The organism is Acinetobacter sp. ABJ_C5_2 (assembly GCF_044538485.1).
GTDB classification, from domain to species: Bacteria; Pseudomonadota; Gammaproteobacteria; order Pseudomonadales; family Moraxellaceae; genus Acinetobacter; species Acinetobacter nosocomialis_A.
In genome coordinates this window covers 266,476-292,675 of the sequence record NZ_JBIUCS010000003.1, presented here as the reverse complement: position 1 = coordinate 292,675, position 26,200 = coordinate 266,476, and the positions used below count along the sequence as shown (strand labels likewise).

At 40.6% G+C, this 26,200-nt stretch carries 23 protein-coding genes; 14 read left to right on the top strand and 9 right to left on the bottom strand.

What is annotated here, in order from left to right:
• The first annotated feature begins 890 nt into the window (after positions 1-890).
• A complete protein-coding gene (locus ACH8JV_RS06535; RefSeq protein ID WP_396520359.1) occupies positions 891-2,597 on the top strand; it encodes a GGDEF domain-containing protein in 1,707 nt (568 codons plus the stop codon).
• Positions 2,598-2,629: 32 nt separating this feature from the next.
• Here ACH8JV_RS06535 and uvrA read toward each other — a convergent pair whose 3' ends face one another.
• On the bottom strand, positions 2,630-5,464 hold the full coding sequence (uvrA, locus tag ACH8JV_RS06530; RefSeq protein ID WP_396520280.1) for an excinuclease ABC subunit UvrA: 2,835 nt from the start codon (positions 5,462-5,464) through the stop codon (positions 2,630-2,632).
• Positions 5,465-5,758: 294 nt separating this feature from the next.
• On the opposite strand from uvrA, the gene ACH8JV_RS06525 reads away from it, so the two are divergent.
• From ACH8JV_RS06525 to ACH8JV_RS06510, 4 genes are all read left to right on the top strand, one after another.
• On the top strand, positions 5,759-6,361 hold the full coding sequence (locus tag ACH8JV_RS06525) for a TetR/AcrR family transcriptional regulator (RefSeq protein WP_396520278.1): 603 nt from the start codon (positions 5,759-5,761) through the stop codon (positions 6,359-6,361).
• Positions 6,362-6,364: 3 nt separating this feature from the next.
• The gene (locus tag ACH8JV_RS06520) at positions 6,365-7,342 is read left to right on the top strand and encodes a zinc-binding dehydrogenase (protein WP_396520276.1); all 978 of its coding nucleotides are present in this window, start codon (positions 6,365-6,367) and stop codon (positions 7,340-7,342) included.
• 65 nt (positions 7,343-7,407) lie between these two features.
• The gene (locus tag ACH8JV_RS06515; RefSeq protein ID WP_396520274.1) at positions 7,408-7,761 is read left to right on the top strand and encodes a DUF1304 domain-containing protein; all 354 of its coding nucleotides are present in this window, start codon (positions 7,408-7,410) and stop codon (positions 7,759-7,761) included.
• A 51-nt stretch (positions 7,762-7,812) separates the two neighbouring features.
• A complete protein-coding gene (locus ACH8JV_RS06510) occupies positions 7,813-8,154 on the top strand; it encodes a GlpM family protein (protein ID WP_004704995.1) in 342 nt (113 codons plus the stop codon).
• 43 nt (positions 8,155-8,197) lie between these two features.
• On the opposite strand, the gene ACH8JV_RS06505 is transcribed toward ACH8JV_RS06510, so the two are convergent.
• The 3 genes from ACH8JV_RS06505 to tenA form a co-directional block, all read right to left on the bottom strand.
• A complete protein-coding gene (locus ACH8JV_RS06505; RefSeq protein ID WP_396520272.1) occupies positions 8,198-9,004 on the bottom strand; it encodes an SDR family NAD(P)-dependent oxidoreductase in 807 nt (268 codons plus the stop codon).
• 103 nt (positions 9,005-9,107) lie between these two features.
• The gene (locus ACH8JV_RS06500; RefSeq protein ID WP_019458498.1) at positions 9,108-9,479 is read right to left on the bottom strand and encodes a MerR family transcriptional regulator; all 372 of its coding nucleotides are present in this window, start codon (positions 9,477-9,479) and stop codon (positions 9,108-9,110) included.
• 64 nt (positions 9,480-9,543) lie between these two features.
• Positions 9,544-10,218, bottom strand: a complete 675-nt coding sequence (gene tenA / locus ACH8JV_RS06495) for a thiaminase II (protein WP_396520270.1) — start codon at positions 10,216-10,218, stop codon at positions 9,544-9,546.
• 263 nt (positions 10,219-10,481) lie between these two features.
• Between tenA and ACH8JV_RS06490 the strand changes: the two genes are divergently transcribed.
• The 3 genes from ACH8JV_RS06490 (at position 10,482) to ssb (ending at position 13,708) form a co-directional block, all read left to right on the top strand.
• The gene (locus tag ACH8JV_RS06490; protein WP_304391371.1) at positions 10,482-11,564 is read left to right on the top strand and encodes a DUF475 domain-containing protein; all 1,083 of its coding nucleotides are present in this window, start codon (positions 10,482-10,484) and stop codon (positions 11,562-11,564) included.
• A gap of 146 nt (positions 11,565-11,710) precedes the next feature.
• Positions 11,711-13,075, top strand: coding sequence for an MFS transporter (locus tag ACH8JV_RS06485; RefSeq protein ID WP_396520268.1), 1,365 nt, complete (start codon positions 11,711-11,713; stop codon positions 13,073-13,075).
• Between the two features lie 51 nt (positions 13,076-13,126).
• Positions 13,127-13,708 (top strand): single-stranded DNA-binding protein, encoded by a 582-nt coding sequence (gene ssb / locus ACH8JV_RS06480; RefSeq protein ID WP_001215080.1) that lies wholly within the window; start codon positions 13,127-13,129, stop codon positions 13,706-13,708.
• A 40-nt stretch (positions 13,709-13,748) separates the two neighbouring features.
• Here the strand turns inward: ssb and ACH8JV_RS06475 are convergent, their stop codons facing one another.
• Together ACH8JV_RS06475 and ACH8JV_RS06470 are read right to left on the bottom strand one after the other, a co-directional pair.
• Positions 13,749-14,072 (bottom strand): AzlD domain-containing protein, encoded by a 324-nt coding sequence (locus ACH8JV_RS06475; protein ID WP_000082715.1) that lies wholly within the window; start codon positions 14,070-14,072, stop codon positions 13,749-13,751.
• Positions 14,069-14,764 (bottom strand): AzlC family ABC transporter permease, encoded by a 696-nt coding sequence (locus ACH8JV_RS06470; protein ID WP_252434465.1) that lies wholly within the window; start codon positions 14,762-14,764, stop codon positions 14,069-14,071. The genes ACH8JV_RS06475 and ACH8JV_RS06470 overlap by 4 nt, the downstream gene beginning before the upstream one ends.
• A 68-nt stretch (positions 14,765-14,832) precedes the next feature.
• On the opposite strand from ACH8JV_RS06470, the gene ACH8JV_RS06465 reads away from it, so the two are divergent.
• Together ACH8JV_RS06465 and ACH8JV_RS06460 are read left to right on the top strand one after the other, a co-directional pair.
• Complete coding sequence (locus tag ACH8JV_RS06465; protein ID WP_000081859.1) at positions 14,833-15,381, top strand: helix-turn-helix domain-containing protein; 549 nt, start codon at positions 14,833-14,835, stop codon at positions 15,379-15,381.
• Between the two features lie 305 nt (positions 15,382-15,686).
• Positions 15,687-17,129, top strand: a complete 1,443-nt coding sequence (locus ACH8JV_RS06460; protein WP_004705034.1) for an amino acid permease — start codon at positions 15,687-15,689, stop codon at positions 17,127-17,129.
• A gap of 64 nt (positions 17,130-17,193) precedes the next feature.
• Here the strand turns inward: ACH8JV_RS06460 and ACH8JV_RS06455 are convergent, their stop codons facing one another.
• Positions 17,194-18,693 carry a PLP-dependent aminotransferase family protein gene (locus ACH8JV_RS06455; protein WP_396520265.1) on the bottom strand — a complete coding sequence of 500 codons (1,500 nt, stop codon included), beginning with the start codon at positions 18,691-18,693 and terminating at the stop codon, positions 17,194-17,196.
• A gap of 156 nt (positions 18,694-18,849) precedes the next feature.
• Here ACH8JV_RS06455 and gabT point away from each other — a divergent pair, with 156 nt between their 5' ends.
• Both gabT and ACH8JV_RS06445 read left to right on the top strand, forming a co-directional pair.
• Entirely contained in the window at positions 18,850-20,142 is a 1,293-nt protein-coding gene (gene gabT, locus ACH8JV_RS06450; RefSeq protein ID WP_004705036.1) for a 4-aminobutyrate--2-oxoglutarate transaminase, read from the top strand.
• A complete protein-coding gene (locus tag ACH8JV_RS06445) occupies positions 20,139-21,587 on the top strand; it encodes an NAD-dependent succinate-semialdehyde dehydrogenase (protein ID WP_000615686.1) in 1,449 nt (482 codons plus the stop codon). Before gabT ends, ACH8JV_RS06445 begins: the two co-directional genes overlap by 4 nt.
• A 102-nt stretch (positions 21,588-21,689) precedes the next feature.
• Here the strand turns inward: ACH8JV_RS06445 and ACH8JV_RS06440 are convergent, their stop codons facing one another.
• The gene (locus ACH8JV_RS06440) at positions 21,690-22,664 is read right to left on the bottom strand and encodes a LysR substrate-binding domain-containing protein (protein WP_396520263.1); all 975 of its coding nucleotides are present in this window, start codon (positions 22,662-22,664) and stop codon (positions 21,690-21,692) included.
• 20 nt (positions 22,665-22,684) lie between these two features.
• Positions 22,685-23,311 carry an isochorismate family cysteine hydrolase YcaC gene (gene ycaC / locus ACH8JV_RS06435; protein WP_002052204.1) on the bottom strand — a complete coding sequence of 209 codons (627 nt, stop codon included), beginning with the start codon at positions 23,309-23,311 and terminating at the stop codon, positions 22,685-22,687.
• 276 nt (positions 23,312-23,587) lie between these two features.
• Between ycaC and ACH8JV_RS06430 the strand changes: the two genes are divergently transcribed.
• Both ACH8JV_RS06430 and ACH8JV_RS06425 read left to right on the top strand, forming a co-directional pair.
• Complete coding sequence (locus ACH8JV_RS06430; protein WP_227062560.1) at positions 23,588-24,460, top strand: pirin family protein; 873 nt, start codon at positions 23,588-23,590, stop codon at positions 24,458-24,460.
• Positions 24,461-24,899: 439 nt separating this feature from the next.
• Positions 24,900-26,198 (top strand): FAD-dependent oxidoreductase, encoded by a 1,299-nt coding sequence (locus ACH8JV_RS06425; RefSeq protein ID WP_343568903.1) that lies wholly within the window; start codon positions 24,900-24,902, stop codon positions 26,196-26,198.
• Positions 26,199-26,200: the final 2 nt, after the last annotated feature.

The window sequence follows — 26,200 nt, the reverse complement described above, 5'->3', positions numbered from 1 at the left end:
ACTTATGTTAAAAATGGTTAAAAAAACATCAATCAAAGCATTTTATGTCAACCTGATAAAAAAATGAACATTAACAAGTAGCTAAACCTTAAGTTTCCTAAGGATTTGACAATAAATAGTTTAAAAATAATTACATTCACAATTGGAAAAAATGATCTTGTTAATCGGATTTAACGTTAATAAAATTGTCGATTTGATTAATAAATAGTCGCTCAAACATTATTCTTGTTTCAATTTTTATATATTTTGAGTAATAGTTAACATTATTTTAATAAGTTTATCTAAACAATCTATCTATTTTGAATTATTATATAATTGAATAAGGCAAAAAAAATACGTTTTTAAATCAAAAAAACGATTAAAAAATTAATTCTGATCAATTTAATCAACTTTACAAAATTAGAGATAAGTCACACAATTCAATTGCAAAGTTCACTATCTAACATTTTTATAGTTAGCAGTGCTTTTCCAGATACGATGTGTTATCACATCAGACTTTACGAGCTCAGCTTTCCCCAAGGTTGAGCTTTTTTTTATCTATAAGAAAACATTAACATTTGTTAAAAAAATTACATGAAATTTCTTCTTTTTAGTTTGTATAAAAAGAACCCAGCTTAACGCTGGGTTTCGGATGCTGGGAGTGGCATCCAAGAGGAAAAAGAATCTTTTTATAGGATTGCGAAATTTACTTCAGCTGTAAAATGGAGTTTTGCTATAGCCATCATTTGCTCTTTCGATCAGATTTTTATGAAATACCAACAATGAATGCGTATATTGCGTTATTCAACTTTGTTGCTGAACTTCTGCTCATTAAAGTGCTAGGATGCGAGTTAATTACTTCATTCTATAGTAGTGATGATGGTAGGACATTTACGGAGTACCAGCTAGAAATGTCAGGATTACGTTCAGAACATATCAGTAATCGACTATTTTTCTTCATGTTGGTCATTATTCTGTCCTTACTATTTATGGCTGTGCCTCTTATTGTCAGCAGTTATCAAGAGTATTTAAAAACTAAACAAGCTTTGGTTGAAATCAAAAGCTTAAAATCGATTGCTGAAGTTGCAAATAAGGTATCTAAAGAGCGTGCACCAGCAAATAAATTAATGTCGAGTAACGCTGCCGACTTTTTAAAAAATCAGAAGAAGTTAAAAGAATATCGACTTACTGTCGATCAGCAAATTAATGAAACTATTCGTATTTTAAAGGAAGAAGGCTATTCCGATTTAGCACATACTTTAGATACTAAATTTAAAGATGATTTGAAGCAGGCGCGGGCTGTCGTCGACTATTATGCCGCAACACCTGAACAAGCACGAACCTCTATGCAATTCGATCATGCAATTTTGGGGATGTTCGGTGCTTGGGATAGCTGCCGAGAAATTTTGCAAAAGCTCATGTTGCAGTTAAAAAGTAAAGATAGCCAAATTAATAACTATTTTACTTTGATTGTTGTATTAACTGATATGCGTGATCAAGCTGGTCGCACCGCATCCAATGTTATTGCACCAGTGACGTTTAAAGAAACCATACCCAATGATAATCGGGCGCGTTCTTTACAGACTCAACAACAAGCACGCTACTTATGGGCACTTGTAGATACGTTACAGTCTGAGCAGGCCAAGACCCCAGAATATCATCGCCTTTATGCGAGAGTTAAAACTGAGTTTTTGGATAAAGGTGTGCCTATTGTTGGTCAACTTTTAGAAGAAAGCCAAAAACATGAGAGCTATCATTTAAATGGAACTGAACTGACAGACCAAATTGTTGATAAATTTACAACAGTCATCGATTTACAAAACTTTCTACTTAATAAAAGTGTCTTTATTGCTTCTCAAGAAAATTATTTGGCAAAAAAGAAATTCTTTCTGACTTTGCTTATTTCTAGCATATCGTTAGCGGCTGCTTTACTTACCTTAATTTATGCAAAGAGAAGGGTATTTGAGCCCCTTATTCAGGCCCGAACCTTAATTCTTGATTTGTCTCATAGCAAAGATTATCCGGTAGATGAGTTGAATCCTAAAAAGGGTGAGTTTATTTCACTATTTGAAGCGATTGACCGTTTACAAAGAATGCTTAAGCAGCGAGATGCTTTTGAATTCCAACTTAAAAATATTGCAAATACAGACCCTTTAACAGGTGTATCCAATCGTTTGGCTTTATCTGAATATTTAAAAATTGTTGAGAGCTATCCTCAAAAATTTTCACAAACTTGTTTAATGATTATTGATATAGATCGCTTTAAAGATGTGAATGATCAATATGGTCATATTGTCGGTGATCAAGTGATTAAACGTATTGCAGATCAATTAAAAGTGAATGTGCGCGCTTCGGATTTAATCGTTCGTTATGGTGGCGATGAGTTCTTAATTTTATTAGAGCAGATACCATTTTTAGATGCACGTCTCTTGGCCGAAAAAATTCGTATTGCGATTTCTTTAGAAGAAGTCGATTTATCTAGTACGCATGAAAAATTGCATGTATCGGTCAGTATTGGTTTTGCGATTGGAGCAACAAGCTGGATGGAACTGTTAGAAAAAGCAGACCGTTCACTTTTAAAAGCTAAAGCTCGGGGCCGAAATGTTGTAGAGGGATAAAAAAGCCGGAAAATGATTTCCGGCTTTTTGTTTTATTGCTTCAACATCGGTTTTAAGAAACGTCCCGTATGGGAAATCTCAACCTCAGCCACTTGTTCAGGTGTACCTTCGGCAATGATCATACCACCACCCGAACCACCTTCAGGACCTAAGTCCACAACCCAGTCTGCTGTTTTAATCACATCAAGGTTATGTTCAATCACCACTATGGTATTACCCTTGTTGCGTAGCTCATGCAAAATATCGAGCAACTTAGCAATATCGTGGAAATGTAGACCTGTTGTCGGTTCATCCAAGATATAAAGCGTTTTACCTGTATCTCGTTTTGCTAACTCACGTGCAAGTTTTACACGTTGCGCTTCACCACCAGAAAGTGTAGTAGCAGCTTGACCTAAACGAATATAGCCTAAGCCAACCTGAGTTAAGGTTTCTAAGCGACGGTGAATGACTGGAATTGCACTAAAGAACTCAGCGGCATCTTCAACCGTCATTTCTAAAACATCAGAAATATTTTTGCCTTTATAGCCGACTTCAAGCGTTTCACGGTTATAACGTTTGCCATGACAGGCATCGCAAGGTACATACATGTCTGGTAAGAAGTGCATTGCGACCTTAATCATGCCGTCGCCTTCACAGGCTTCACAGCGTCCGCCTTTCACGTTAAACGAGAAACGACCGGCACTATAACCACGGGCTTTTGCCTCTGGGGTTTGTGCAAATAACTCACGAATTGGCGTAAATAGCCCTGTGTAAGTTGCAGGGTTAGAACGTGGTGTACGTCCAATCGGGCTTTGATCAATATCAACGACTTTATCAAGGTGTTGTAGACCATCAATTGAGTCGAACTTTTCAGCCGTTAAAGTCGTTGCACCGTTGAGCTGTGTTGCAGCCAATGGAAGCAAAGTACGGTTGATTAGTGTTGATTTACCCGAACCTGAAACGCCAGTCACACAGGTCATAATACCAAGTGGAATGGTTAAATCGACATTTTTTAAGTTGTGGCCTGCTGCACCTGAAAGTTTGATGACTTCATCTGGACGTGGCGACTCAGTGCGTTTTTTTGGCACTTCGATTTTGAGTTTGCCAGAAAGGTATTGTCCTGTGAGTGAGTCGGCATGTTTAGCCAATTCATCATAAGTTCCTTCAGCAATAATCACACCGCCATGTACACCCGCACCCGGCCCGATATCAATAATATGGTCGGCTGCACGAATGGCGTCTTCATCGTGTTCAACAACTAATACCGTGTTGCCTAAATCACGTAAGCGAATGAGGGTTTGTAATAAACGATCATTATCGCGTTGATGCAAACCAATAGATGGTTCATCGAGTACATACATCACACCCATCAAACCTGCACCAATTTGTGAGGCTAAACGGATACGCTGTGCCTCACCACCCGATAAGGTTTCGGCAGAACGAGCTAAACTTAAATAGTTCAGACCAACACTCACCAAGAAGTGTAGACGCTCACGGATTTCTTTAAAGATTTTATCTGCGATTTCGCCTTTAGCACCTTCAAGGTTTAAATCTTGATAGTAGCTTTCTGCATCACCAATCGACATGCGGGTAATGTCGGCAATCGTTTTATCTTTTACACGAACATGACGTGAAATTTCATTTAGTCGTGAACCACCGCATGCATCACATGCTGCATTAGACAAATATTGAGCTAAATCATCACGTACGTAGTTACTTTCAGTTTCACGGTAACGGCGTTCAAGGTGCGGCAAAATCCCTTCAAAAGGTTGCACCCGTGTATGCTTGCGGCCACGCTCATCGATATAACTTAAATCGATTTTTTCTTTGCCAGTACCTTGTAGAAATTTCTTTTGAGTGTCTTTATCTAACTGGTTCCAAGGCGTATCAAGTTGAAAGCCAAAATGGTCGGCAACTTTTTGTAGCATTGAATAATAATAAGGACGCTGACGATCCCAACCACGAATAGCCCCTTCACTAATCGCAAGATCAGGATTTGGAATGAGCTTTTCAGAACTAAAATGACTGCGTGTACCTAATCCATCACAAACAGGGCAGGCACCGAATGGGTTGTTAAATGAAAATAAACGAGGCTCAAGCTCTGCGACTGCGCGATCACACTCAGGGCATGAATGCTTCGCAGAAAAAACACGATCTGGGTGTTCGCCATTCATCCATGATAAAACAGCAATATCGCCACCTAAACGCAGTGCGGTTTCAAATGATTCAGCAATACGGTTGCCTAAGTCATCACGTACTTTGAAACGGTCAACCACAACCTCAATAGTATGCTTTTTCTTTTTGTCGAGTTCTGGTGGCGTATCAATATCAATGATTTCACCATCAACACGCGCTCGTACAAAACCTTGACCCTGTAGTTGTTCGAACAGGTTACTGTATTCACCCTTACGCTCACGTACCACTGGAGCAAGCAACATAAGTGCTGTGCCTTCCTCAAGGTTTTTTACTGCATCGACCATTTCAGAAACAGTTTGCGCAACCATTGGTAAGTCGTGTTCAGGGCAGTAAGGGGTGCCGACACGTGCATAAAGCAAACGCAAATAGTCATAAATTTCGGTAATCGTACCCACCGTTGAACGTGGGTTATGACTGGTAGACTTTTGCTCAATGGCAATCGCTGGTGATAAACCTTCAATCGAGTCGACTTCAGGCTTTTCCATTTGCGATAAAAACTGGCGGGCATAGGCTGAAAGTGATTCGACGTAACGGCGTTGTCCTTCGGCGTACAAGGTATCAAAGGCAAGAGAAGATTTTCCTGAACCTGATAGCCCCGTAATCACCACAAATTTGTCGCGTGGAATATCGAGTGACACATTTTTTAAGTTATGTGTACGTGCGCCTCGAATACGGATATGACTTTGGCTCATAAAACATCTCAATTATGTATTGATGAAAATTTAGGTGTTGTTTGTTTAGTCACAGGGAGATATGGCTATTTATAAACAACAGACCCTATATGATAACGATTTAAAATTGTTCAAGTAGTACAAAATGATTTAAAGCGACAAATTGTGACGGTTAAACGACAATCGACAAAATTTGTTTAAATAAGCAGATTGTATTTTTAACATTCCTCACTCTACATTTCTACTCTCCGCATATTTTTACAAGCAACATAATTTTACTAGACGACTGGTCTAATAGTTGTTTATGATGTGTTCATGAAACGATTAAACAAAAGCGAAAGCACGCGACAACACATTTTAGATACCAGCTTTGAGCTGGTACTACGTAAAGGGTTTGTTGGTGTTGGTTTGCAAGAAATTTTAAAGACTTGTGACGTACCCAAAGGTTCGTTCTATCACTACTTTGCTTCGAAAGAGGCATTTGGTTGTGCCTTGCTAGAGCAATACATGGCCAATTATAAAGTTCGTATGGAACAACTTTGGCAGCACAGTGAACAAAGTGCGCATGCCCGTTTAATGGCGTTGTGGCAGGCGTGGATTGATGATCCCGTATATGGCAGCTGGGCTGAAAATTGCCTGATTGTGAAGTTGGCGGCAGAGGTTTCTGACTTGTCAGAAGATATGCGTCAAATTCTCAATGATGGTGTGTACAAATTAACGCAGCGTCTAGCTTTACTACTCAAAGAAGGGCAACAAGAAGGGTCAATTCCAAAACATATTGAGCCTTTGAAAACTGCGCAAGTCATGTATCAGTTATGGATAGGTGCAGCCTTACTCACAAAATTATCGCAAGACAAAGCACATTTATACCTAGCCTTAGAAACTACCCAACAGCTGTTAAAACCGATAGAGGAATAAAGCATGCGAAGTATTATCCATCGTAATTTTGGCGAACCTGTAGACGTTTTAGAGCAGGCGGATATGCCAAAGCCAGAACCAAAAGCAGGCGAAGTTCGTATTAAAACCATCATGTCTCCAATTCATAATCATGATGTATGGACAGTACGTGGAAGCTATGGCTACAAGCCAACTTTACCTGCGATTGGTGGTAGTGAAGGCGTTGGTATTGTCGATGCTTTGGGTGAAGGCGTTACCCATGTACAGGTAGGCCAGCGTATTGCGGTTGCATCTGTTCATGGTAGTTGGGCTGAATATTTTATTGCACCAGCTCAAGGGCTTATTCCACTCAATAATGAAATTGATGATGAAACAGCAGCGCAGCTGATTGGTATGCCCATTAGTGCGCTTATGCTATTGGACTTTGTAAATGTTCAACCAGGTCAATGGCTCATTCAAAACACAGCGAATGGTGCAGTCGGTAAAACAGTTGCCATGATTGCACAGGCACGTGGCTTACCTGTAATTAATTTAGTTCGTCGTACTGACGCGATTGCAGAGATGCAAGCACTAGGTATTCAGCACGTTGTTGCAACTGATCAGCCGAACTGGAAAGAGCAAGTTAAACAACTCCACGGTGACCAACCGCTGATTGCGGGTGTGGACTCAATTGGCGGAACTGCAAGTGGTGAAATGCTGAATTTACTCAGTGAAAATAGCTTGCTCGTTTCGTTTGGCAGTATGACTGGTGAAACCATGCAGATTTCATCGGGCGATTTGATTTTCAAACAAGCAACAGTAAAAGGTTTCTGGGCGAGTGTGGTCAATAAAGAAATGCCTGCAGAACGTAAAAAGGAACTGATTGTTGAGTTATTAACACTAGCGACTCAGAAAAAATTAATTCTACCTGTAGAAGGTGTGTTTGGTTTTGATGAGATTAAAACAGCTGCTCAAAAAGCAACGCAAGGTGCTCGACAAGGCAAAGTATTGTTAAAACCGTAAAACGTAAAAAGATCAGTCGAGAGACTGATCTTTTTTCATATCTTTAAAATAAAAAGGAAAACCGTATGGTCGGACAAATACTCATTGCGCTTATAGCCATATTACATGTCTATATTTTAGTGTTAGAAATGTTTTTATGGGACAAACCTTATGGCATGAAAGCCTTTGGAAATAATGCTGAAAAAGCAAAACTCACTAAAGTCATGGCACAAAATCAAGGGCTTTATAATGGCTTTTTAGCTGCGGGTTTATTTTGGTCTTTATTGGCTGATGCGCCGTTTGCCACATCAATTGCTAACTTCTTTTTAGGTTGTGTACTGATTGCAGGTATTTATGGTGGTCTAACTGCCAGTAAAAAGATTATTTATATTCAGGCAGTTCCAGCTTTTATTGCTTTAGTCGCTGTTAATTTTCTTTAAAAAGCGCACAATACAGCGTTTTGAGTTTGAATGACCAGATAGGATCAGCGCATGTGGGCGTTATTTTTAAAATGTATGTTGGGGGCAGGGGTTGTCCTCATTATTTCGATTTTATCGAAAAGTAAGGCATTTTATATTGCTGGTTTAGTCCCGCTTTTTCCTACCTTTGCTTTGATTGCTCATGTGATTGTCTATCAGCAAAAAGGGGCCGAGGCATTACAAAAAACGGCTCTGTTTGGTCTATGGTCACTTATTCCTTATGCCATTTATTTAGTGGCTGTTTATATGCTCGCAACACGCATGTCGATGTGGTCGTGTCTTGGGTTGGCAACCCTTTGTTGGGTGGTCGCTGCGGCAGGTTTAATTTATGGCTGGCAGCTATTTCAGCATTAAAAGATTAAGAGAAATCCCTTAATCTTTTAAATTGAAGCATTTTTTATGATTGCTCAACAATACGCGTTCTGAGCATGCCTTCGACTAAATTAATCATTTTTTTGCGGGAAAGAATGCGGGGCAATTGAGACGTTAAATAATTGCTACAACCCACCACAACCGTTGCTTTATTTTTATCTAACGCTCTAACTGTTGCAGAGACAACGTCATCTACCGTAGAGCTTTTCATACCGCTGGTATCGGCATTTGCGACTTGAGTAAAATTGGTTTCGGTATTGCCTGGGCAAACAGCGATAAACTTAACACCCGAAGAGCCATATTCCCCTGCAAGCGCTTCAGTAAACTGCAATACATAAGATTTAGTTGCGCCATAGACAGCAATATAAGGAAGAGGTTGAAAGGCACCTGTCGACGAAATATTAATCATGATGCCTTTTTTGTTCGAAAGCATATGTGGCAGAAATAAATAACACAAAGACGTTACACTGCTGATATTTAGCGTGATCATTTCTTGATAGGTAGAAATGGATTGATCTAGAAACTTAGTCCATTTCCCAAACCCTGCATTATTAATTAAAATTTCTACCGATAATTTTCTTGCCTGCACTTCATTAAATAAGGTCTGAGCTGAATCGGGTTGAGCTAAATCTAAAACGATCACCTCAACATTTACGCTATATTTTTTTCTAAGTTCATCTGCTAAGTCATTTAATTTTTGTTCGGAACGTGCCGTTAAAATCAGGTGGATTCCTAAAGATGCAATTTTTTTAGCATACGCTTTACCTATTCCTGAAGATGCTCCTGTTATTAATGCTGTTGAATTTTTAAATGTAGAAAGATGAGCGCTCATTTTATTTATCCGTAATACATGAAGTCCTTACGATAAACCTTGTCCCTAAGGGCAGAGTCAAGCGTTAAATTCAAAAGCTATTTTTAGATTTTTATGCATCATTTTAAGCAGAAATTTTACTGGTAATATAAGTTTCAATAATCTCATCTTCCAGTTGTTTTAAATCTACTTGCAAACGATTTAATGCTTCTTTTTGTTCAATAATTTGTTGATTCTTTTTTTGAATAAGCTGCTGCGCAATTTCTACCGGAAAGCGATTATTTTTATATTTTAAAGCTGATAACTCATAAAGCTCAGAAAGGCTAAATCCTACTGCTTGTGCAAGGCGAATCATCTTAACTGATTTGACATCAATCTCTTCATAAATACGATAATTACCTTTTCTTTTTGCGACTGGCAGTAAGCCTAATTTCTCATAATGCCGAATGGCTTTAGGAGTAGCTCCAGTTAAAGATGCTAATTCGCCGATATACATACTTATCTCGCATTTTATTGAGAATCGATCAGGTATGAAGCATCTGACCGATTCTTTTGAAGTTTTAAATATGGTCTAAACCTAACCATTGTCTTTGATGGTAGGCACTATCCCAAAATAACCACTCAAGTTTTGCACCCATGGTGTACGCGGCATGCATTTTCTCTAAAGTGTCTGCATCACAACGTGCGGCAACCTTGTCTACCGTCGCAATCACATTACGAACAGCGGTATGGAACTCTTCGCCTGCATAGGTATCAACCCATGCTTGGTAAGGATTATTAGCAACTGATTTGCTTACAATATCTTTACCAACTTCAGCGTAAATCCAGAAACAAGGTAAAAGTGCAGCAAGTACAACAGGGTAGCTTTCTGACCAAGCCGTTGCGGTTAAAAATGAAGTGTAATGATGGCCTGCTAAAGTTAATGGTGTATTTTTAAATTCTTCTTTGGTGACACCAAAGTTCTTCATGAAGTCATCATGCAAGCTGCGTTCAACCACAATTGCAATTTTAGCGGCATCTGAAAATTGCATAATATCGTCAGCTTCAAACGCCTTAGCTGCCGCAACAGCCAGTACGCGACCATAAGCTACGAGGTATTGAGCATCTTGAATGACATAATGACAAAAAGCTTCTTTATCTAAAGTACCGTTAGCAAGTTCCTGATTAAAAGGCAGGTCGAGAATTTTTTGATATAAATTTAAATTACGTTGCCAGAGTTCTTGAGAAAAAAGCATAAAATCATTCCATTTAAAATAAGACAGCTGAAGCGGATTTTAAATCAATTTTAAAATACAAAAATAATAATGGTAGATATATCGCAAGAAAATATTTAATACGATTAATAAGTTAATTAAATATTATAAATTTCTTTATTAAACATAGGGATAAAGTAAAGGTAATAACGGCATAAAACAACATCGTTTTGTGGTTAATTATCGATATAATAGCCGCGGTTTTTAAGAAAGATTAAATTTAGTTCTTGGTATAGGTCTGATCCATGAAGCATTTCCGATTTTCGATATTTTTTACGGTGGTGTGTTTAGCACTCGCCGCTTACTGGGGTTTTACCCATGGACCTGAAGCAGGCGTGTCTACCATGCTTAAAGCTTTAACCATTACTGCAATTTTAGCTGTAATGGAGGTTTCATTATCTTTTGACAATGCTGTCGTAAATGCATCGGTACTTCGTGGGTGGGATCATTTCTGGAAAATGATCTTTTTGACAGTCGGTATTTTAATCGCCGTTTTTGGTATGCGTTTGATTTTCCCTGTCTTGATCGTTTCTATGACTGCCGATATGGGCTTTATTGAAGTCGCTAAAATGGCACTCAATGATCCGAAAACTTACTCTGAACGTTTAATGGCTCACCACGCTGAAATTTCAGCTTTCGGTGGAACATTCTTATTGTTGGTTTTCTTAAACTTCTTCTTTGACGAAGAGAAAGAAACGCATTGGTTTAGATGGCTTGAAGTCAAATTATCTGACTTGGCTAACGTACCGGCAATGTCTGTTTTTATTGCACTCATCGCTTTAATTGTAATGGCTGGTTATGTTGAAGATCATGAGCGTTTAGCTGTAACCATGGCTGGTGTTTGGGGCATTGTGGTTTACATTGGTGTGCAAGTTCTTAGCCATTTATTGGGCGGCGAACCTGAAATTGATGAAGATGGTAATGCAGTCATGCAAGATGGTTCAGGCGCTGCTTCTGGTGTGATTAAAGCCGGTTTGGGCGGTTTCTTATACCTTGAAGTGTTAGATGCATCATTTAGTTTTGATGGTGTAATTGGTGCATTTGCCATTACCAGCGACGTTGTCGTGATTATGTTGGGTCTTGCAATTGGTGCGATGTTCGTTCGTTCAATGACGGTTTATCTTGTTGAAAAGGGCACATTAGACGCTTATGTGTTCTTAGAGCATGGTGCCCATTATGCGATTGGTGCTTTGGCTTTCATTATGATTGCAAGTGGTACAGGTTTACATATACCGGAAGTCGTGACAGGCCTCATTGGTGTTGCATTTATTGCATGGGCAGTGATTGCATCTATCCAATATGCGAAACGCGAACAAGAGTCGTCTTAAGCTAATTTTCAGTAAAGTTCGATAGAATAAAGAGGCTAAATGCCTCTTTATTTTTTTCAGCCGAAATCGTTATTTTAAATCATCTCTCCCGTATTTTTAGAAACGAATCGGCTTATAATTTGCCTAGTTTGATAACGTGTATTGATATGATGAATGCTTTGGAACGCCGCTCAACTTTTGCTTTAAGTAGTATTTTTGCGCTACGCATGTTGGGTTTGTTCATGATTATTCCTGTCTTCTCTGTAGTCGGGCAGTCATATCAATATGCGACTCCGGCACTTATTGGTTTGGCCGTAGGTGTATATGGTTTAAGTCAGGCGATTTTACAAATTCCATTTAGCTTGCTGGCTGACCGTTTTAGCCGTAAACCGCTTGTAGTCTTTGGCTTATTGCTGTTTGCTATTGGTGGTGCAATTGCGGGTTTATCTGACACGATTTATGGCGTCATTATTGGCCGTGCCATCGCTGGTGCTGGCGCTGTTTCAGCAGTGGTCATGGCACTTTTAGCCGATGTCACACGTGAAGAGCAGCGTACTAAAGCCATGGCTGCTATGGGCATGAGTATTGGTTTATCTTTTGTTGTCGCGTTTAGCCTTGGGCCTTGGCTCACAAGTCTTGTCGGTATTTCTGGTCTATTCTTTGTGACCACAATTATGGGCTTAATCGCGATTTCGATGCTATTGCTTGTACCTAAAGTGACCCGCCATCATCGTAATTATCAGCAAGGCTATATGGCGCAGCTTAAGCAAGTCATTCAAATGGGTGATTTAAACCGTTTACACGTTTCGGTTTTTGCATTGCATTTATTGCTGACAGCCATGTTTATTTATGTGCCTTCACAGCTGATCGAGTTTGCGCATATTCCTCTTGCGAGCCACGGCTTGGTGTATTTGCCACTGTTGGTGATTAGTTTATTTTTTGCATTTCCAAGCATTATCATCGCTGAAAAATATCGCAAAATGCGAGGCATTTTCTTAACGGCAATTACAGGCATTATTGTGGGGTTGCTGCTTCTCATATTTGGTTATCAGTCTAAATATGTCCTGCTTGCAGGCCTCGGTATTTTCTTTATTGCTTTTAATGTGATGGAAGCTTTATTGCCTTCTTGGTTGTCAAAGTCGGCTCCAATTCAGTCGAAGGCCACCGCTATGGGTGTAAATGCCAGTAGCCAGTTCTTAGGTGCTTTTTTTGGTGGCACGCTAGGTGGTCAATTATTGATGTTACATAATACTGCGATTGGATGGAGTGTCTTAGCAGGGATTGCTATAATATGGCTGCTAATTAGTTTTGGTTTAGCTCAGCCGCGGTATCTGTCATCTATTGTGTTGCCATTACCGCAAGTGCAACAGGTGAATGAGTGGACCACACAACTATTGGCAATTCGTGGTATCGAAGAAGTTGTGGTGATGCCTGACCAGCAAGTTGCTTATATTAAAGTCGATAAACAGTCTCTTGATGACGCTTCGCGACGTGATTTAACGCAGTTGTTCGGTAAAGAGGTAGCCATTTAAGCATAACTCTTATAAAGTAAAACATAGAAATGTATAGGATGAAGACAGCTAATGCGTGGTGTAAATAAGGTTATTTTGGTTGGTACTTTGGGTCGTGATCCTGAAACAAAAACTTTTCCAAATGGGGGCTCGTTGACCCAGTTTTCTATCGCAACAAGTGAAGTTTGGACCGATAAAAATACAGGTGAACGTAAAGAACAAACAGAATGGCACCGTATTGTTTTGCATAACCGTTTAGGGGAAATTGCTCAGCAGTTTTTACGTAAAGGTTCTAAGGTTTATATCGAAGGTTCATTACGTACACGTCAGTGGACAGACCAAAATGGTCAAGAACGTTACACTACAGAAATCCGTGGCGACCAGATGCAAATGTTAGATGCTCGTCAACAAGGTGAACAAGGTTTTGCTGGCGGTAATGATTTTAACCAACCACGTTTTAACGCGCCTCAACAAGGTGGCGGCTATCAAAATAACAACCAAGGTGGTGGCTACGGCCAAAACAATGGTGGTTATGGTGGCCAAGGCGGTTTCGGTAATGGTGGCAATAGCCCGCAAGGTGGTGGTTTCGCTCCTAAAGCGCCACAACAACCAGCATCTGCACCAGCTGATTTAGACGACGATTTACCGTTCTAATCAAAGTTTCAAAAAAGGCGAGTTTATCTCGCCTTTTTTATTATTCAATACCAAGTAAACGTACCAGTGCCGTGCCCGCAGCTGCCAAGCAAATCACCAATAAAAGCGGGGCTTTTTTCCAAACTAAGAAAAGTGCCAAACTCACCCCAAATATACGTGCGAAACCCGCGAAATGTTGGCCTTCAAAAAATGTAGTGGTCACAGCAATGGCACAGAGCAAAACGGTTGCGCCGTTTGAGAGTAAAACTTGGTATTTTTCAGAAAATGAAAACTTGGCACCTAAGTGAAAGCCAGCAAAACGAATACTGTACGTACCCAGTGCGAGTAGAGCTATTCCTACAATAATCAGTAACTGTTGACTCATTTTTTTCTACCCCATATCAAGCCAAAAAGTGAAATCAGAATCGGAAGTCCTGCGGCTAAAAAGGGTGTGGTTATCAACGCTAAAGTTGATCCGGCAAATGCAGCTTTTCGAGTGGTTTTATTCTTTAAAGCATTAAAAGTAAGTGCAATTAAAATCGCGGGGAAAATGGCATCTAAGCCGAATGTTTTTGGGTCTGGAATAGCGCTCCCAATAAAATAACCAGCAGTGACACCGAGCGGCCAACTGAGCATGATGCCTATACCACATAGCCAGTAAGCAGCCTTTTTGGTGTCGAAATCAGGCTGTGCCATACCAAACAAAACGCTTTCATCGTTCATGATATGAGACCCAAAATATTGAGAGAATTTGCCTCGAATCATTTCATTGACCGCTATGCCAAAAGGCAGATGTCTTAAATTGACGAGTAGTCCTGCAATTGCAGCCGCAATCGGGCTACCACCTACCGCCAAGAATCCAATAAAAATAAATTCAGCAGTTCCAGCGAGCACAAATATGGACAGGCAAAGTGGGATCCAAAGTGCTAAGCCATAACTTGCGGCGAGTGAACCTAAGGACATACCAACGACACTCGTTGCTAAGCACACAAAGAAAATCGAGCGAGTAGTATCTTTACTAAGTTTTTTAATAAGAGCGTATGTAGTCATAGCATGATATAGCGAACGATTTTCCATTATAATGAATAAGTCTGATTGTTTTGTCAAAACGAACGATCGTTTTTTTTATAGAACGGATAGAATGAATGTCTCAGCCAATCGAAATTATTGCCAAAGGTTTAACGCGTGAACGCCAAAGAGCAGGGCTTTCATTGGCAGAGGTTGCGCGCCGTGCAGGTGTTGCCAAATCTACACTTTCTCAATTAGAGGCAGGGCAAGGTAATCCAAGTATTGAAACCTTATGGGCACTTTGTGTTGCACTCAATATTCCATTTGCACGTTTGATGGAAGAACCGAGCAATCAAGTGCAAGTCATTCGCTGTGGCGATGGGCCAACGGTGAGTTCGGAGATTGCCAATTACAAAGCAATTTTGTTGGCGACCTGTCCACCCCATGCGCGCCGAGATGTGTATTTATTGATTGTTGAACCAGGCGAAGATCGACTTTCAGAACCACATCCAGTTGGTTCGGTAGAACATATTATTGTAGTGGAGGGGCGAGCTTTAGTGGGTTTAATTGATGAGGCGGTTGAGCTGGGTGTTGGAGACTATATTTGTTATCCCGCCGATCAAAAACATATATTTAGAGCTTTGGAAACTGGCACAAAAGCGTTATTAATTTCTGAACAAAACTAAAGAAATTCAATCTGATTAAAATAAAAACAAAAAGCCATTTACCAGCATCTTCTACAAAAAGGGCCAATTTTGCGTATAAATTTTGCAATTGGCTCTCTCTTTTATTACAAAAATGGCTCTCGTTTCTTGAGTGCCGAAACGACAAATTAAAGCCATTGGAAGTATGCATACGGAAGCGCCGGATAAGCTCAGTGAATTTTCTGTTTTAGGAATTGAGCAAAACGGCTAAATTTTTAGGGGATATTTTTTGGCTTCGGAGGATTTCCGAGTCTAGCCGATATCCTCCATATATTAAGGAAAATGATATGGCAGCTCATCAAAATGGTTCTGAAGCCAATCACTCCCAAAGTTTAAAACATGGACTTAAATCACGCCACTTGACCATGATCTCGATTGCAGGGGTTATTGGTGGCTCTCTCTTTGTTGGCTCAGGCAGTATCATCTACAACACAGGTCCTGTGGTTTTCTTAACCTATGCTTTAGGTGGACTACTCGTTTGGTTCATCATGCGTATGCTAGGCGAGATGGCCGTTTTAAATCCCGACAGTGGCTCTTTTTCAACATATGCTGACCGTGCGATTGGTCGTTGGGCAGGTTTCTCAATTGGCTGGTTGTATTGGTGTACGCTCGCAATGCTCATGGGCTGGGAAGCTTATGTGGCAGGTAAAATTTTAAATAATTGGTTCCCGTTTATACCGATTTGGGTCTATATGACCGTTGTGATTGGTGCACTGGTTGCAGTCAATTTGCAGAACGTAAAGAACTATGGTGAATTCGAGTTCTGGTTTGCACTCATCAAAGTGATTGCGATTGTGATCTTCTTGGTGATTGGTAGTTTAGCCATCATGCATTTGTGGCCTTGGGGCAATCCGGCTGCATCTGGTATCAGTAATTTAACCTCTCAAGGCTTTATGCCTAATGGTGGTTCATCCGTTATTACCGCCTTACTTGGGGTGATGTTCGCCTATATTGGCGCTGAAATTGTGACTGTAGCAGCGGCAGAGTCTGCAAATCCATCTAAAGAAATTCGTAAAGCTTCAAACTCGGTAGTTTGGCGAATTATTTTATTCTATGTAGGTTCAATGTTTGTGGCGGTATGTCTCATCCCTCACAACAATGAACTTTTGAAAGATTCGACTTGGGGAACTTATAGCGTTACGTTGTCTGCACTTGGTATTCCGGGTGCGCGCCATATCGTAAACTTTGTGGTTCTAACCTCGGTATGTAGCTGCTTTAACTCAGCGCTTTATACGTGTTCACGTATGTTGTTCTCATTATCTAAACGTGGTGATGCACCGAAAAGCTTTGGTTCTGTAAACAGTAAAAGCAGCCCGTGGGTGGGCGTGATTGTGTCATGCTTCTTCTCTGTAATTGCGGTAATTTTAACTGCAACCAAGAGTATGGATGTGTATGACTTTTTCATGCTAACAACAGGCGCGGCAACACTATATGTGTACTTAACCATTGCTTATTCTCAGCTTCGTATGCGTAAAAAGTTAGAAGCTGAAGGCGTGAAAATTGACTTTAAAATGTGGATGTTCCCTTACTTAACTTACGTGGTGATCTTTGCAATTATTGGTGCAATTCTTACCATGTTGATTGAAGGCACCTATTTTAAAGAAGTGATTTACACTACAGCTCTATTCGGCATTATTGTGTTCTTCGGTTTGCTGTCTGAAAAACTGGGATGGGGGAAAGAGCGTAGAGCGACTCATTTAACTCATAGCCATGAAGAAAAGTTAGTTTAAATTTTTAAATAAAAAAGAGCCTCACTGTGAGGCTCTTTTTGTTTGTCTTAATACGGAAGAATAGTTAATTCAGCGTAGGTACGCCTGCTTCACGTAAGCATTGAAGCAAGACACCGAAAGCCATCACCATATCTTTTTCATTTACACAGGCAAAGCCCATGAGCAGTCCACGCTCTGCATGTGCATGCGATTGCATATAGTACTGTGAAAGTGGTCGAACTTTGACACCACGTTCAAGTGCGGTTGCTGCAATCGCGACGTCATCGCAAGAGTTTGGTAGTTTTAAAACTAAGTGTAACCCTGCTGCTTCGTCATATTCATGAATAAATTCGGGGCCAAGATAGCGTTTAATCAGACTGACTAAATAATCGCGTCTCTTTCCATAAAGTAAACGCATACGACGAATATGCGCTTCGTAATGCCCTTCACGAATAAATTCTGCTAAGGCCTTTTGCTCAAGCAAATGTCCACCACGATACAGTTCGGCTGCAACAATACGTAGGGGGGAAAAGAGTGGTTTAGGTACCACCAAATACCCAATTCTTAAAGATGGATAAATGGTCTTACTAAACGTGCCCATGTACAGCACAGGCGCATCATTTTCTAAGCCTTGCAAAGATGGATAAGGCTGGCCTGAGAAACGGAACTCACTGTCGTAATCATCTTCGACAATCCAGCTATTGTGCTGACGTGCAATCTCAATCAGTTTACGTCGGCGGTTTAGGCTTAAATGAGAGCCAAGCGGATATTGGTGTGAAGGCGTGACAAAAATGAGTTTAGGAGGCTTGGCCGGATTTTCCTCAGGAATAATGCCTTCAGCATCGACAGGCATTGGCTGAATATCAAGGCCATTAATACGCAATGTATTACGCATTCCCCAATAAGCAGGATCTTCAATCCAGATTTTGTCTCCCATATCACTGAGCGCACGTGAGACTAAATCAATCGCTTGGTGAATGCCTTCGGTAATAATAATTTGGTCAGCATCGCACTGGACTGAACGCGCAACACGTAAGTAATCTGCCAATGCACTTCGAAGCTCGATACAGCCACCAGCATTGCTATAAATCAGGCGATTAATGTCGGGTTCGCGGCTCAAGCGTGCTTGAATACGACTAAAAATATGATGCGGAAACTCAGTCACATCTGGTGCTCCCGGCACAAAAGCTCCCCATTGATGCGGCGATGCTGCGGCATAGCCTAATAAGTTTGAGCCTCGATTTGAGAGCGCATAAGAGCTTTGAACTTTAGGGCTTGAAACCACTTTTTTCTTGTTTTGTGTATTTAAAAAACTCTCTGGTAATTTTTCGGCAACCCATGTGCCATGGCCTGTACGGGCTTCTAAATAGCCTTCAGCTTGTAGCTGTTCATAGGCAGTGAGCACTGTATTTCTTGAAACATGAATTTCACTGGCTAAATCGCGTGAAGCAGGTAGACGAGTCTTGGGCTGGATGACTCCATCAATAATGGCACCACGCAGGCAACGGAAAAGGCGTTGATGTAGTTTCCCTTCAGTGTCCTGTTGGAGTCGTTGCAGCAAATGATCTCCAAGTAAACTACGCAATTGGCTCTCTCCTACAGTTAAAAAGTGGCTCTCGTCAGTTGGCATCAGACGAGCGAAATTACATGCATAGGCAGTCGTTGTAAAGCACCCTGAAAATTAAGCACAGGATGCAAGAAACCAAAGCTGCAACTGATGATGAAAATATGAGGGAATCAAATGGATAATCAACATTCTGCACTTAACGCACGTAAACAGCAAGCAACTCCACGTGGCGTAGGCGTGATGTGTCAGTGGTATGCGGAAAAAGCTGAAAATGCCACGCTTTGGGACAAGGAAGGCAACCAATTTATCGACTTTGCTGGTGGTATCGCGGTTTTAAATACAGGCCATCGCCACCCTAAAGTGATTGCAGCAGTAACTGAGCAACTTACTAAATTTACTCACACTGCCTATCAAGTAACACCTTATGAAAGCTATGTGGCTTTGGCTGAACGTATTAATGAGCGCGCACCAATTGCTGGTCCTGCGAAGTCAGCGTTTTTCACAACAGGTGCAGAAGCAGTTGAAAATGCGGTGAAGATTGCTCGCTCTTATACAGGTCGTCACGGCATTATTACTTTTGGTAACGGTTTCCACGGTCGTTCATTTATGACGATGGCAATGACAGGTAAAACCGCACCTTACAAACGTGATTTTGGTGTAATGCCAGCGGGTGTATTCCACGCACGTTACCCTGTACCTGCTAAAGGTATTTCAGTAGACGCAGCAATTGAAAGCGTTGAAGATATTTTCAGTGAAGATATTGCACCACATGATGTTGCAGCAATTGTACTTGAGCCAGTACAAGGTGAAGGCGGTTTCAATGTGGTACCGGCTGAATTCTTAAAACGTTTACGCGCAATTTGCGATAAGCACGGCATTTTACTTGTAGCTGACGAAGTGCAATCTGGTTTTGCGCGTACTGGTAAATTGTTTGCAATGAACTATTACGAGACTAAAGCAGACCTTATCACGATGGCGAAAAGCTTGGGCGGTGGTTTCCCTATTTCGGGTGTTGTAGGCCGTGCAGAAGTCATGGATGCACCAAACCCAGGTGGTCTAGGCGGTACTTACGCAGGTAGCCCGATTGCGGTTGCAGCTGCGCACGCGGTAATTGATGCGATTGAAGAAGAAAACTTATGCGACCGTGCAAATGAATTAGGTGCTGAGTTAGTCGCTACCCTTAAAGATATTCAGCAAGCAACAGGCGACGTTGTAACTGATATTCGTGCTTTAGGTTCAATGGTTGCAGTAGAGCTTGAAACGGCTGAACAAGCAAAAGTTGTACAAAACTATGCAATGGAAAACGGGTTGTTACTTCTTACTTGTGGTAAATACGGTAATGTAATTCGTTTCTTATATCCATTAACCATTCCTGCTGAACAATTCCGTCAAGGCCTTGATATCTTAAAACAAGGTTTTGCAACTCTAAAAGCAGGTAGTGCAAAAGCAATGGAGCAATCTGCATGATTCAAAATAATTTGCAGTATTTATTAAAACATCCTGATATTTCATTAGAAGCACCTGCATCAAATGACTATATCGAGGTTAATGATGCTGCTACGGGTGAAACTTTGGCATGGGTAAAAACCTATGACCGTGCAGGGGTTGAAGCCGCAATTAATCGTTCAGCAAAAGCGCAAGCTGCTTGGAAAAAGCAAACTGCCTTGGCTCGTGCTGATGTGTTATTGGCATGGTACAACCTCATGCTTGAGCACAAAGAAAACCTGGCTCAGATTTTAACGGCTGAGCAAGGTAAGCCATTGGCAGAAGCACGTGGTGAAATTGGTTATGCAGCATCGTTCATACGCTGGTTTGCTGAGCAAGCGCGACGTATTGATGGTGAAGTCTTAACACCTACGTTACCAAACCAACGTTTGCTCGTGATTAAACAAGCGATTGGTGTTACTGCTGCCATTACGCCGTGGAACTTCCCAGCTGCCATGATTACGCGTAAAGCAGGTCCAGCGATTGCTGCGGGTTGTTCAATGTTGGTTAAACCAGCAGAGCAAACACCGTTAACTGCTTATGCACTTGAAGTATTGGCGTTACAGGCAGGCTTACCAGCTGATGTTTTAATTAATATTAGTGGTGATGCGGTTGAAGTTGGTAAAACTCTATGCGAAAGCGATATTGTTCGTAAGTTAAGCTTTACAGGTTCAACCCAAGTTGGCCGTATCTTGATGCAACAATGTGCGCCAACTATTAAAAAGCTTTCACTTGAACTCGGTGGTAATGCACCAGTTGTGGTATTTGACGATGCCAATCTTGAACAAGCTGTTCAGGGCATTATGGCAAGTAAATATCGTAACAGCGGTCAGACTTGTGTTTGTGCTAACCGTATTTATGTTCAAGACGGTATTTACGATGCGTTGGCAGAGCGTCTGGTTGAAGCTGTGTCTAAGCTGAAAGTTGGCGACGGCCGTCAAGAAGGTTCAACTCAAGGGCCTTTAATTGATGAAGATGCGATTGCAAAAGTTCAGTCTCATATTGCAGATGCAACTGAGAAAGGCGCAACAGTTCGTATTGGTGGTCAGCGTTCGGCACTTGGCGGTACATTCTTTGAGCCAACAGTTTTAACTGGGGTAACGCAAGACATGAAAGTGTCTAAAGAAGAAACTTTTGGTCCGCTTGCACCACTATTCCGCTTTAAAACTGAAGACGAAGCAGTGGCAATGGCAAACGACACAGAGTTTGGTTTAGCTGCTTATTTATTTACTCAAAGCACAGCGCGTCAATGGCGTGTGGGAGAAGCACTTGAGTACGGTATGGTCGGCATTAACACGGGCGCGATTTCAAACGAAGTTGCTCCGTTTGGTGGCGTAAAACAGTCAGGTCTAGGTCGTGAAGGTTCAAAATTCGGCATCGAAGAATATGTCGAAATGAAATACCTCTGCGTAGACTTATCTGAGTAAGGAACAAAGCGAGTTCGTTTTGTTCTGAACGAAAACATGCAGTTATGCTGTATGTGATGTTTCACAAAAACCGGTCATGCCCATTCATGACCGGTTTTTTATTTAAGTCGGCAAATATCCTTCATGGCTTTCGGGTAAACGCCTGAGTTCTCCTATCAGCGTTTCAATGAGTTTCTCGACCACCAGACGTTGGCCTTTTCTAGACACATAAACCAGTTGTAGCATGCCAATATTCGACTTCCAGTCAGGAAGAATATGAACCAGTGTGCCTTTACGAATTTCCGATTCAACAGTTAAAAAGGGAAGGTCGGCAATGCCTAATCCGTCCATCACTGCATAGTAAACACCTGCCAAGTCATTACTTTTGATTCGTGGTTGATAAGGCACATCAACCGATTCGCCGTTACGAATATTGCATAAATGCCAAATATAATTTTGCTTTTGAGTGCCTAAGCTAATACTTGGAAAGTCTTGTAATTCAGAATAATGTTCAATAGTTCGGCCTTGCAATAATTCAGGCGAAGCCACTAGACAGTGATCGGTTTTAATCACATCCCGAACAATTAAATTCGAATCTTCATTCGGTTCGAAATTGGTTCGAATCACAAGGTCTATGTCATCATGCAAGATATCTACTCGACGGCTGGTCAGCTCAAGCGATATTTCAACTTTAGGATAAGTTTTTAAAAACTGATTTAAAATTTTTCTAATTTGAAAATGCATCATTAAAGGTGGGCAGCTTACTTTTACTAGTCCTTGAGGCTCACTTTTTTGTTTTAACAAAACATTTTCTGCGCATTCAACTTGAGCAATGACTTTGCAGCATTCCTCGTAAAACTCTTGACCTAAGTCGGTCACTTTAAAATGGCGGGTTGTTCTTTGAATCAGGCTGACATTAAATTTATTTTCAAGGTCAATAATGCGTCGGCTGAGCTTGGATTTACTAATATTTTCAGCTTCACTGGCCGCACTAAAGCCGCCGTGCTTTACGACCAAATAGAAATAATAAAAATCATCAAAAGAGCTTATCAATGTCAGATCAATCCATTTAAATTCAAGATTAGAGCGCTTAAGCACTCTAATCTTGGCAATTCAGCTTATTTTTGCGATGTATTAAAGCTATAGCTGGTCATCAGGTTGCGGTAATCAGGAATATGATTTGAGAAGAGAGCACCTAAGCCTTCTACGTCATTACGCCAGTCGCGGTGTAACTCACATGCCATACCGAACCAAGTCATCAGCTGAGCACCTGCTTTTGACATACGGTCCCAAGCAGCATCACGTGTTAATTCATTGAAAGTACCAGATGCATCAGTAATTACAAACACTTCAAAGCCTTCTGCGAGTGCAGATAGTGCAGGGAATGCCACACAAACTTCAGTTACCACACCTGCAATAATCAGTTGTTTTTTACCTGTCGCTTTGACCGCTTTTACGAAGTCTTCATTGTCCCAAGCGTTGATTTGACCAGGACGTGGAATAAATGGTGCATCTGGGAAAAGTTCTTTTAGTTCTGGAACTAAAGGACCGTTTGGACCATTTTCAAAACTGGTCGTTAAAATAGTCGGTAAGTTAAAATATTTTGCTGCATCTGCAAGCGCTAAAACGTTATTTTTAAATTTATCAGGATCGATATCTCGAACTAAAGAAAGTAAACCAGCTTGGTGGTCAACTAAAAGAACCGCAGCATTATCCTTGTCTAAACGTACGTAATCTTGAGCCATTTTTATATCCTCATGTTATCAAAATAAATAATCAAAAATTATTAAGTAGGTCGTTAGTGCCTAAAATTATGCTAGTTGAGTTTGTTGTCGTGATTAAGTCTAAAAAATAGGATTAAGAATTTTAAAAATAGGACGATCTTTTAAAGAGTACCTCAAACTTTAAGATTGTCTCATATATGAAATAATGTGTTGCTAAACCTGATCTATAAACTGCAATTATTGAGGCGTAAAATCAATCTCAGTTCAAGAAAATCCTACATATATAGGAGAGATCAGATGAAGAAATTTCTTGGTGCATATCAAAATAACCACATGCATTGGGTTGGTGATGGTTTCCCTGTATATAACCTGTTCTCTTATGACCGTTTAGGCCAAACCCTAAGCCCATTTTTGTTACTGGATTATGCAGCGCCTTATAACTTCTCACCAACCACCGAACAACAAGGTGTAGGTTCGCATCCTCACCGTGGCTTTGAAACTGTGACGATTGCCTATCAAGGTGAAGTAACACATAAAGACTCAAGTGGCGGCGGCGGAACCATTAAAACCGGTGACGTACAATGGATGACTGCGGGTGCAGGGGTGTTACATGAAGAGTTCCATTCTCCTGAATTTGCAGAGCATGGCGGTCTGTTTGAAATGGTGCAATTGTGGGTAAATTTACCTTCACATTCAAAAATGACTCCTGGAAAATATCAAGCGATTGAAGCCAAAGATATTCCAGACATCGCGCTAGACGAGCACGGTAGTCATTTACGTGTGATTGCAGGTGAATATGCAGATGCAAAAGGTGCAGCAACGACCTTTAGCCCATTAAACGTGTGGGATGGTAAATTGGCTAAAGGCCAAAAACATACCCTGTATGTGCCTGAAGGACATACCACACTTGTGGTGGTGTTAGAGGGTGCGGTTGTGATTAATGATACAAACCGTCTTGAAGGTAAAACTGTTGCGATTTTGTCTCGTGAAGGTGTTGAGTTTAGTCTAAATGCTGAAGAAGATACTAAATTCCTAGTGTTGACTGGCCAACCACTGAATGAGCCAATCGAAGGTTATGGTCCATTTGTCATGAATACCAAAGCCGAGATTATGGAAGCGATTGATGACTTTAATCGTGGAAAATTCGGTTCAATCATGCAAGAAGCATAAATTGCTAAGCTGCGCTTAATGAACCTTTAAAACAAAGTAATAAAAAGCCCGCTATCAAGTGTGAATAGCGGGCTTTTTCGCTGTAAAGTTTCTAGTTTTATGATGGACATCGTTATTGTGTCGGCATTGTTTTGTGTGATTTAGTTCTCATTATTATGACCCCATGATACCGCAAAAAGTTTTTCTTGTAAAACGAATGATATAAATATAGTTAAATTATCTTATTTTATTTAAAAGAATTTTTTTAAATTTTTAAAAAATATAGATTTTTATACACTTATCCTCTTTTGTAAAATTTTATGAAAATCATTTGCACGCGTTCTTTAAATTTTTTCTATATAAATTGATGCAAAAAATAAAAATCTGGTAGTTTTTAATACGGTGTTTTTTTAGGGTATGAGTGATAATCAAAAAAATTCTCGAAAAATGGGACATCATTTTGGATATCGCAATTATTGGCAGTGGAATGGCAGGACTTGCAGCAGCAAGAATTCTGAAAGATGCAGGACATACAATCACGATATTTGAAGCACTTCCTGGCCGGGGAATGGATAGCCATAGCATTGAGTTCGATGGTGGGATTATTGATGCGCCATTGCGTGTTATGAACCCGCATCTATGGAAAAATACACTCAGCCTTGCTGCACACTTAGGTATTAAAACTTTCCCAGTTCGTACCTATATGTCTTGTAGCTGGTTATTTGAAGATCGTACTGAAACATGGTTAACCACATCTCGTAGCCGTATTGGTAATTTTCCAATTATCAATAACCGTAAAGGCATCCAGCAGTATGGCTGGCGTCTTGTGAAAGGGATGTTGCAATTAAAAACTGCGATTCACCAGTTTTTCAAATCTAAAAATCAAGATATTACTCTCGCTGAATTTATTAATCAGAACGACATAGAAGAAGTATTCTGGCATGGCGTAGTTATGCCAGTGCTCTATACCATTTGTACATGTAACCCAAAAACAATTGGTGACTGGCCTGCAAAAAACCTTCTTGAGTTTTTGCGTCATTTAACTGATGGCGACATGCTATTGCGTATGAAAGGCGGTACACCTGCATTTGTAGACAGCTTAATTAAAGGCATTGATATCCATAGCGGTTCGGCAATTAAGAAAGTTGAGCAACAAGGCGAAAAAGTACTGGTTGAAAATGCGCAGGGCGATAAGGGCTCATTTGACCGCGTTATTGTGGCGACACCAACATCTAAGATTGAAGAGTTCTTAAACCCTGAGCAGTTTGCAGATGATATGAATTTGCTTAAACAGTTCCGTTTTGAGCAAGGTGACTTGGTTATTCATACAGATGCGACAGTCATGCCACCACGCCGTAAGGATTGGTCAGTGCTGAGCTATATGATGGATCGTAAGTTTACTCGTCAGCAGTTTACGGTTTGGATGAACGCTGTTGAGCCATCACTTGTGGGCAAAAATCCAGTATTCCAAACTTGGCGTCCAGTGACTGATATTGACCCTAAAAAAATCATTTCAAAAGTGACCTTAACGCGTGCAGTTGTAGACTCGCAAACAATTGCTCTAAACAAAGAGTTACAGCAACGCCATTTAGAACCAAACCGTAAAGTATTTTACTGCGGTTCATGGTCATGTGATGGTTTGCCAATTTTAGAGTCAGCCGTGACTTCTGCAATGCACATTGCTGAAATTTTAGGTGCTCCTTTACCATTTGTAGGTTTAAAACCTCAGGTTGAAGTTGCCCCAGAACTCGGTTACTAAAA

What these genes read in the sequence shown, in the direction of transcription:
- ACH8JV_RS06535 (WP_396520359.1), top strand. Translation starts at nt 891, where the DNA reads ATGTCAGGATTACGTTCAGAACATATCAGTAATCGACTATTTTTCTTC.
- uvrA (WP_396520280.1), bottom strand. Translation starts at nt 5,464, where the DNA reads ATGAGCCAAAGTCATATCCGTATTCGAGGCGCACGTACACATAACTTA.
- ACH8JV_RS06525 (WP_396520278.1), top strand. Translation starts at nt 5,759, where the DNA reads ATGAAACGATTAAACAAAAGCGAAAGCACGCGACAACACATTTTAGAT.
- ACH8JV_RS06520 (WP_396520276.1), top strand. Translation starts at nt 6,365, where the DNA reads ATGCGAAGTATTATCCATCGTAATTTTGGCGAACCTGTAGACGTTTTA.
- ACH8JV_RS06515 (WP_396520274.1), top strand. Translation starts at nt 7,408, where the DNA reads ATGGTCGGACAAATACTCATTGCGCTTATAGCCATATTACATGTCTAT.
- ACH8JV_RS06510 (WP_004704995.1), top strand. Translation starts at nt 7,813, where the DNA reads ATGTGGGCGTTATTTTTAAAATGTATGTTGGGGGCAGGGGTTGTCCTC.
- ACH8JV_RS06505 (WP_396520272.1), bottom strand. Translation starts at nt 9,004, where the DNA reads ATGAGCGCTCATCTTTCTACATTTAAAAATTCAACAGCATTAATAACA.
- ACH8JV_RS06500 (WP_019458498.1), bottom strand. Translation starts at nt 9,479, where the DNA reads ATGTATATCGGCGAATTAGCATCTTTAACTGGAGCTACTCCTAAAGCC.
- tenA (WP_396520270.1), bottom strand. Translation starts at nt 10,218, where the DNA reads ATGCTTTTTTCTCAAGAACTCTGGCAACGTAATTTAAATTTATATCAA.
- ACH8JV_RS06490 (WP_304391371.1), top strand. Translation starts at nt 10,482, where the DNA reads ATGAAGCATTTCCGATTTTCGATATTTTTTACGGTGGTGTGTTTAGCA.
- ACH8JV_RS06485 (WP_396520268.1), top strand. Translation starts at nt 11,711, where the DNA reads ATGATGAATGCTTTGGAACGCCGCTCAACTTTTGCTTTAAGTAGTATT.
- ssb (WP_001215080.1), top strand. Translation starts at nt 13,127, where the DNA reads ATGCGTGGTGTAAATAAGGTTATTTTGGTTGGTACTTTGGGTCGTGAT.
- ACH8JV_RS06475 (WP_000082715.1), bottom strand. Translation starts at nt 14,072, where the DNA reads ATGAGTCAACAGTTACTGATTATTGTAGGAATAGCTCTACTCGCACTG.
- ACH8JV_RS06470 (WP_252434465.1), bottom strand. Translation starts at nt 14,764, where the DNA reads ATGGAAAATCGTTCGCTATATCATGCTATGACTACATACGCTCTTATT.
- ACH8JV_RS06465 (WP_000081859.1), top strand. Translation starts at nt 14,833, where the DNA reads ATGTCTCAGCCAATCGAAATTATTGCCAAAGGTTTAACGCGTGAACGC.
- ACH8JV_RS06460 (WP_004705034.1), top strand. Translation starts at nt 15,687, where the DNA reads ATGGCAGCTCATCAAAATGGTTCTGAAGCCAATCACTCCCAAAGTTTA.
- gabT (WP_004705036.1), top strand. Translation starts at nt 18,850, where the DNA reads ATGGATAATCAACATTCTGCACTTAACGCACGTAAACAGCAAGCAACT.
- ACH8JV_RS06445 (WP_000615686.1), top strand. Translation starts at nt 20,139, where the DNA reads ATGATTCAAAATAATTTGCAGTATTTATTAAAACATCCTGATATTTCA.
- ycaC (WP_002052204.1), bottom strand. Translation starts at nt 23,311, where the DNA reads ATGGCTCAAGATTACGTACGTTTAGACAAGGATAATGCTGCGGTTCTT.
- ACH8JV_RS06430 (WP_227062560.1), top strand. Translation starts at nt 23,588, where the DNA reads ATGAAGAAATTTCTTGGTGCATATCAAAATAACCACATGCATTGGGTT.